We start from the raw sequence: 7161 nt of genomic DNA, 5'->3' as shown, positions 1-7161 counted from the left end.
TATGCTCCTGTGGCGCTAGCGATTGAGGCGGAAGTTATTGATAAAATTATGACCGTTTACAGAAGAAGGAAGTTCATGGAATTAAAAATGTCATGATTGCGAGTGCCCAGTCAAAAGTGATTTTAGTGGAGTTAGAGGATGTGCCTGCCCCTCTTGTTTTAAAACATGCTGAGCAATTAGGTGCTGCTCCTCATCCTGTTGGCGCTGAGTCCAAATATGAATTTGTACCTATGTTTTACCGCGTCTCAGGTACCTTTTCACTTGAAAACCCGCAGTATAAGGATTCGATGATTAGAATTAATCCTTTACGAGCTGGAGCGGATACGGTTCTTCGTATTCTTGAACAAGCTATTATTTCAGCAAGAGAGGACGAAGTGTAAATGTTTATCGAAAAGCTAAAAAAACACAATCCAGCGCTAATTCATACAGCTGTTAAGTGGCATCAATCCGGTAAACTTTTGCCAGATACGTATGTAATTGACTTAGATATGGTCATACAAAATGCAACTTTCATGATAGAAGAAGCAAAAAAAAAGAAAGATTGAATTATTTTTTATGACAAAACAAATTGGTCGTAACCCATTGATTGCTCAAAAATTAATGGAGTTAGGCTTTGCTGGGGCCGTCTGTGTTGATGTTCGTGAGGCGCTTGTGATGAAAGAAGCAGGCGTGAAAATTGCACATGTAGGGCATCTTGTACAGGTTCCAACGCATCTTATTCCTGAAATTGTTTCAGCAGAGCCAAGCTATATGACTGTGTACACGGTTGATAAAGCAAAAGAAATCTCGCGTGCAGCTTCCGAACTAGGCGTGAAGCAGAAAATTTTAATTCGCGTGAATCGTCCAGACGACTTTTTATACCCGTCGCAGTATGGAGGTTTTTACGAGGAGGAGTGGGAGGAAACTGTAAAAGCCATTTTAGACTTACCACATATTGAACTTGTTGGGCTTACCTCTTTCCCGTGTTTTTTATATCAAGACGAACAAAAGAAAATTGTGCCCACACACAATGTAAGCACGGTTAAATATGCCCAAAAATTTATTGAAGAAAAATTTGGGATACATCTTGCGGAACTTAATTTGCCGTCAGCAACTTGTACAGGGACTTTAGCCGATATTGCGAGATATGGCGGGACGCAAGCAGAGCCTGGCCATAGTTTAACAGGAACTACACCGATGCACGCTAAAGAGGATTTGGTAGAAAAGCCAGCCTACCTTTATTTAAGTGAAATTGCTCATACGCTTGGGGAAGAAAGTTTTGCTTATGGAGGCGGTTATTACCGGAGAAGCGGGGTTTCACGTGCGCTAGTAGGAGACGTGGAACACTTACAAGAAGTGGCGGTTTTAAAGCAAGATTTAGAGAGCATTGACTACCATTTTACGCTCGGTGCCTCCTTTAAAGTTAGTCAGAGCGTTATTATGGCCTTTCGGACACAAATGTTTGTGACACGCAGTGAAGTGGCGGTTGTATCAGGGATTCAAACTGAGAAACCAGTCATTGAAGGAATTTATGATAGCCAAGGTCATTTTTTAAGAAGGTGAAGATATGGGTAGATTTATTATTGTCGTATTAGATAGCTTTGGGATAGGCGCAATGCGTGATGTGCCGAAAGTTAGGCCAGCTGACTGTTTTTCAAATACAGCCAAGCATATTTTAGAAGCAGTTCCAAACGCTTACTGGCCGACTTTAGAACGATTAGGCCTAATGAATGCACTAGGTGAAGAAGTAGGGCGGATGCATTTTTCGAAACAAGCTCGTTTTGGGAAAGCTGATTTAGCACATATCGGAGCAGATTCATTTTTAGGCCATCAAGAAATTATGGGAACAGAACCGAAACCGCCAGTCAACCAAGCATTTAATGAGTGTATTAAAGAAGTGGCGGATCATTTGTCAAAAAAAGGCCATCAAGTTCGCTTTGTTGGGGCAGACGATGAACCTAAAATTTTAGTTGTCGATGAAACCGTCACGGTTGGCGATAATTTAGAAACGGATTTAGGTCAAGTTTTTAATGTTTCAAGTTGCCTTGATTTGATTGATTTTAAGGATGTAGTCAAAATTGGTAGGGAAGTACGTGAAGTCGTTAAAGTCTCTCGTGTCATTACATTTGGTGGCCGCGGAATTACACTTCAAAATCTTTTAGCTGCCAGAAAAGTAAAAGAAAATCGTTTTGCGGGCATTGATGCACCGGAATCAGGCGTCTATGATCATGATTACCATGTCATCCATCTTGGTTACGGAATCGATCCTAATGTACAAGCCCCAACGTTAATTCATCAAGCGGATATTCCTGTTTTTCTTTTAGGGAAAATTGCAGATATTATTCAAGTGGACGGAAGTGAAGATTACCCAGGCGTTCAAAGTGAACAACTTTTTAATCAACTGGAAATGCTTGTAGAAAAACACCCAACTGGTTTTTTTGCGCTAAATATCCAAGAAACGGATTTAGCTGGGCATGCGGAAAATCCCGCGCGCTATGAGGAACGTCTTTCACTTTGCGATCAAAAGCTTGCCGAGTTACTACCAAAGCTTGCTGAGGAAGATATTTTAGTGGTGATGGCCGATCACGGAAATGATCCAACAATCGGACACAGCCAACATACGCGCGAACAAGTGCCTTTACTCTTTTATAAAAAAGGGACTTCCAAAGTAGATGATATGGGTGTGGCAAAATCAATGGCAGACATTGGTGCTACAGCCGCGGATTATTTTGGTACTAAACCTCCTCAACACGGTACATCTTGGTTAGCAAAACTAAATGACTAATAAAATCCCGCCTACTCGTTAGGCGGGATTTTTGTGTTTTGATTTGTAAAAGCATCCTCGTTTTCAAAAAAGAGGGGCGTAGTGTGAAGCTTTTTAAGTAGTGATGTAACACGGTGTTCGTGATTTTGAATACAAGAGGAAATTTCTGTTTGAAAACTTGGCAGATGGGCAATTAAATAGTGTTTATGTTTCGCCGTTTCGACATACACATTTTTGTTTCTACAAAGTAGTTTCAAATCGGCTGTTTGAATATGTGGCACATCAACAGGAACAATTAAACAGCTTTCGTCGTTTAAATGTCGTGATAGGCTATATAAGCCACCAAGCGGACCGTAATCCGCCACTTCATTTAAATCCGTCACGAGACACACCTGTTTATTTTCAGAAAAAAGGGTATGCATCTTTTGCAATTGCTCTTGTCTGATAGAAATATAAATCAGTGAGCTCACAGGAATTAATTTCGCAACTAAAAGCTCTACCCACGTTTTAGTTTCATTTGAAGGGATATAAAAAGCTTTATCACTCCCAAAGCGAGTTGATTTTCCGCCAGCAAGAATAATGGCATTAGGCTTCTTTTTCAAGATGACCATCCTTTAAATAAATAATTTCATTCGTCAATTTTTGAGCTTCAAAACGATAATGGGTCACAAAAATAACAGGAAGTTCAAAATCCTTGGCCATATTTTGCACTAAATCCATACAAATATAACGTGTATCCTCATCAAGACCGTTAAAAGGCTCATCAAGTAGGAGTAAATGGGGGTTAATAATCATGGCACGTGCCATGGCCACACGCTGTTTCTCCCCGCCAGATAATTTTTGCACCGAAGAATATAAAAGATGGGAGATTTGTAAATAATCGCTAATATGGCGAACTTGTCTTGAAATGGCAGAGGTATCTTTTCGTTTTGCCTTATTCATTTTTAACCCAAAAGAGATGTTATCATACACATTCATATTGGGGAAAAGAGCAAGGTTTTGAAATAAATAACCGATTTTACGTTCTGCTGTTGGTAAATGAAGCGAGATAGAAGTATCGTCAAAAGTCGTGTCACCAAATTGAATCGTCCCCGAATCAATTCGTTTTAAACCACTAATGCATTGGAATAAGGTGGACTTTCCAGATCCGCTTGCGCCCATCACGGCGGTTATATTTTCTTTAAAGTGATAATCGACCTTTAAATCATGAAAAGGCATTTGTTTTGTAAATTGAAGTTGTAAGGTCACGTTTTACATCCCCCTCATCAAATTACTTTGTCTAACAGTTAATACATGGATAATAAGAAGTACGATGACACCAATAAGTAAGTTGAAAAGTCCTAAGTAAACCGCAATTTTTACATTTCCTTGTTGCACCATAAAATAAATACTAGATGCAATCGTATCGGTTTTTCCTTCTATGTATCCAGCTACCATCAGCGTGGCGCCAAATTCACCCATAGCACGGCAAAAGCTTAATAAAATTCCTGCTAAAATGGGCTGCCAGCAATTAGGTAAAATCACTTTCCGGAAAATTTGGCTTCTGTTTGCTGAAAGCGTTTCAGCAGCCCAAACCAGTTCATGATCGATGGACAAAAAGGCTGCTTTAAGTCCTTGATACATGATAGGTAAAATAATAATCACAGTAGCAACAATGGCTCCTGCAAAGTGAAAAAATAAAACTAAAATGGAATTGGTTCCATATAAAGCCGCCAAACGGATTGTTTTTTCCAAAAAGAGAAAGTAAAATCAAACCGACTACGGTTGGTGGTAGGACAAGTGGAAGTAAAATAATCGTTTCAACAGGTAGTTGAATTTTTGATTTGCGACCAGCGAAATAATAGCTAAGTGGTAGCATCGCGAAAAAGGCGATAATAGTTGAGACAATCGCCACAAAAATAGAATGCCAAACAGGCGTAAACATGGCCGAACCTCCAAGTAAAGAAAGTATTTGCCTTATTATTATCGCTTTTTGTGAGCAAAAATGCAACGACTAGCCGAAAGGAAATGGCATCGCTGTTCAAATGAATCGTTTTGCGTTATATTAGTATAATAAGTAAACGCATACAGAAAAAGAGGGGTTTTTATGACGTTTAAACGGGATGCAATTCCCTATTTAGAAGCACAAAATAGACTGATGTCGCAAATTGAAGAGTTAGAGGAAGAGCGTATCTCACTTTATTCAAGTAAAGGAAGGGTTTTAAGTCGGGACATTGTGGCCCCGTTCGATTTTCCTTATTTTCGCCGTTCAGGCTACGATGGTTTTGCGATTACTGAAAGTGATGACCACGTTTATCCGATTGACCTTAAAGTGGTGGCGGAGGTTCCTTGCGGGGAAACTTACGAAAAAACACTTAAACCAGGTGAAACGGTCCGAATTATGACGGGAGCAAAAGTTCCTCGCGGGGCGGATAAAATTATTATGCTAGAACAATCGAAGGTGGCAGAACAACCGGGACACATTCGGTTAGTGAATACGCAGCCACAAAGTAATATTACAGAAATTGGCGCAGAGTTCCGTTTTGGAGATGTGCTGTTAAAAAAAGGTGAGAAAATTGGCGCCGGTGCGATTAGTCTTCTTGCTGCATTTGGTGTAACGGAGTTTGATGTGATTAAGCAACCGAAAGTCGCGATTTTTTCAACGGGAAGCGAGCTTGTTTCGCCGTTTGAATCTTTACCGGATGGAAAAATTTATAATAGCAATGAAGCGCTTCTGCGGACCCTTGTTGAAGAGTTTGATTGTATGATTTGCATGCAAGAAGCGCTACCAGACGATTATCAGTTGACGGTTCAAAAACTGACGGAAGCGAGCCAAGTTGCGGATTTAATTATTACAACGGGTGGCGTATCTGTAGGCGATTATGATTTTATGGCAGATATCGCCACACAAAACGAAGTCCTTTTTAATAAAGTTCAAATGCGACCAGGTAGTCCAACGACAGCTATACGTTTTCAAGATACGCTGATTATAGCTTTATCGGGCAATCCAGGGGCTTGTTTTACAGGGTATCATTTGTTCGCGCTGCCTGTGCTTGCTAAACTATCAGGCAAAACTTCTCCTGTCCGACAAGTGACGGGGATTATGGCGGAAGATTATTTAAAAAACAATGGGTATGATCGCTTTTTGAGAGGGACTTATACGGAAGAAAATGGTCACTACTATGTTTCTTTAGTGGGTAGCGATATGTCGAGTTCATTAGGGAATTTACATCAGGCTACTTGTCTTTTCATGATTCCACGTGGGCAAGTTGGGAAAAAAGAAGGGGAAGAGGTTTTGGTATGGCTGTTATCCTCCAAGTAATTGGATTTAAGAATAGTGGCAAGACCACTCTAATTCGACACTTTATTTCGAAGGCAAAACAAAAGAGTTATACTGTTCATGCCATTAAGCATGATGCGCATGATTTTGAAATCGATCATTCTGGGACCGACTCCCATTTTTTTACAGAAGAAGGTGCGGACGCTGTTTTATTAGCATCGAGCCAAAAATATGCGATTATAAGCCAGTCAAAACTATCTTTAAAAGAAGCTATCAATCAACTTGGTGAGGCTGATTTGACGCTCGTTGAGGGTTTCAAAAAGGCTCCTTTTCCAAAAATTATTTTAGTCCGTTCACCGGAAGAAGTGGAATGGTTTTTGCAAGAAGTGAAACAAATTGTGGCCTTTGTTTCTATTCAACCACTTCAACATGAGAAAGTGACATATATTGGAACGGAAGAAACAAGAAATGCTTTTTTAGATGGTATGATGAGGGAGTTTTTAGAATGAGACGAGTAGAATTGACCTATGATAAAATTGCGATTGAACCTCTCTTTCAATTTTTAATTGACCTAAGTACGGGGGAATTAATACATTTACGGGTACAATTAGAGAGTGGACAGGTGAGATTCAAACGGAGCGAATACGCTATAGTGCCTACATAGAAATGGCCCAGCTTGAAATGGAAAAACTAGCGAAAGATGTGGAAGAGAAATTTGATGCGAGGGTGGTTATTGTTCACCGTTTAGGCGAATTAGCACTTTCTGATATTGCCGTTTTTATAGGTGTGGCAACTAAACATCGCGCTGAGAGTTACGAGGGCTCAAGGTACATCATCGAGCAATTAAAAAATCAAGTACCCATTTGGAAAGAGGAATTTGATACTGATAAAGTAAGATGGGGAGGGCTTCGAGATGACAACCATTAAATTTTTTGCCTATTTAACGGAAAAAGTAAGTCCTGAAGGAAAAGTAAATGCAAGTCATTGCCAAACAGTTGGGGATTTGCGTAACCGAATTAGTAGTGAATTTCCGGAAATCGCAAGTGAATTATATCGGTGCATGATTGCAATCAATATGGAATTTAAACAGGATACAGATGAATTACCAGAAACAATAGATGAAATTGCTGTGATTCCACCTGTAAGTGGAGGTTAAAGA

9 protein-coding genes and 2 pseudogenes are annotated in these 7161 nt (G+C 39.9%); 8 read left to right on the top strand and 3 right to left on the bottom strand.

Annotated elements, in window-relative coordinates:
- Nucleotides 1–92: 92 nt before the first annotated feature.
- From LFLEISCH_RS15515 to LFLEISCH_RS02990, 4 genes are read left to right on the top strand one after another with little or no spacing between them, the layout of a single operon-like run.
- Nucleotides 93–380, top strand: a complete 288-nt coding sequence (locus LFLEISCH_RS15515; RefSeq protein WP_007472818.1) for a hypothetical protein — start codon at nucleotides 93–95, stop codon at nucleotides 378–380.
- Nucleotides 381–545, top strand: a complete 165-nt coding sequence (locus tag LFLEISCH_RS15590; RefSeq protein ID WP_007472815.1) for a hypothetical protein — start codon at nucleotides 381–383, stop codon at nucleotides 543–545. It begins immediately after the preceding gene.
- Nucleotides 546–555: 10 nt separating this feature from the next.
- Nucleotides 556–1542, top strand: a complete 987-nt coding sequence (locus tag LFLEISCH_RS02995; protein ID WP_007472813.1) for an alanine racemase — start codon at nucleotides 556–558, stop codon at nucleotides 1540–1542.
- A 4-nt stretch (nucleotides 1543–1546) separates the two neighbouring features.
- Nucleotides 1547–2764 carry a phosphopentomutase gene (locus LFLEISCH_RS02990; protein WP_007472812.1) on the top strand — a complete coding sequence of 406 codons (1218 nt, stop codon included), beginning with the start codon at nucleotides 1547–1549 and terminating at the stop codon, nucleotides 2762–2764.
- Nucleotides 2765–2775: 11 nt separating this feature from the next.
- On the opposite strand, the gene LFLEISCH_RS02985 is transcribed toward LFLEISCH_RS02990, so the two are convergent.
- The 3 genes and pseudogenes from LFLEISCH_RS02985 to LFLEISCH_RS15225 form a co-directional block, all read right to left on the bottom strand.
- A complete protein-coding gene (locus tag LFLEISCH_RS02985; RefSeq protein ID WP_040504740.1) occupies nucleotides 2776–3354 on the bottom strand; it encodes a molybdenum cofactor guanylyltransferase in 579 nt (192 codons plus the stop codon).
- Nucleotides 3329–3961 (bottom strand): ATP-binding cassette domain-containing protein, encoded by a 633-nt coding sequence (locus LFLEISCH_RS02980; protein ID WP_040504743.1) that lies wholly within the window; start codon nucleotides 3959–3961, stop codon nucleotides 3329–3331. Before LFLEISCH_RS02980 ends, LFLEISCH_RS02985 begins: the two co-directional genes overlap by 26 nt.
- A gap of 33 nt (nucleotides 3962–3994) precedes the next feature.
- A pseudogene (locus LFLEISCH_RS15225) lies at nucleotides 3995–4667 on the bottom strand (molybdate ABC transporter permease subunit).
- A gap of 162 nt (nucleotides 4668–4829) precedes the next feature.
- Between LFLEISCH_RS15225 and LFLEISCH_RS02970 the strand changes: the two are divergent.
- From LFLEISCH_RS02970 to LFLEISCH_RS02955, 4 genes and pseudogenes are all read left to right on the top strand, one after another.
- The gene (locus LFLEISCH_RS02970; protein ID WP_007472807.1) at nucleotides 4830–6044 is read left to right on the top strand and encodes a molybdopterin molybdotransferase MoeA; all 1215 of its coding nucleotides are present in this window, start codon (nucleotides 4830–4832) and stop codon (nucleotides 6042–6044) included.
- Nucleotides 6023–6511 (top strand): molybdopterin-guanine dinucleotide biosynthesis protein B, encoded by a 489-nt coding sequence (gene mobB, locus LFLEISCH_RS02965; protein ID WP_007472805.1) that lies wholly within the window; start codon nucleotides 6023–6025, stop codon nucleotides 6509–6511. The genes LFLEISCH_RS02970 and mobB overlap by 22 nt, the downstream gene beginning before the upstream one ends.
- Nucleotides 6508–6929 (top strand): annotated as a pseudogene (locus LFLEISCH_RS02960) (molybdenum cofactor biosynthesis protein MoaE). Before mobB ends, LFLEISCH_RS02960 begins: the two are co-directional and overlap by 4 nt.
- Nucleotides 6916–7158, top strand: coding sequence for a MoaD/ThiS family protein (locus LFLEISCH_RS02955; protein ID WP_007472801.1), 243 nt, complete (start codon nucleotides 6916–6918; stop codon nucleotides 7156–7158). The pseudogene LFLEISCH_RS02960 and the gene LFLEISCH_RS02955 overlap by 14 nt, the downstream one beginning before the upstream one ends.
- Nucleotides 7159–7161 lie beyond the last annotated feature (3 nt).

Source organism: Listeria fleischmannii subsp. fleischmannii LU2006-1 (assembly GCF_000344175.1).
GTDB classification, from domain to species: Bacteria; Bacillota; Bacilli; order Lactobacillales; family Listeriaceae; genus Listeria; species Listeria fleischmannii.
Note: the sequence above shows the minus strand (reverse complement) of the source record. Positions and strands in the feature narration are given on the sequence as shown.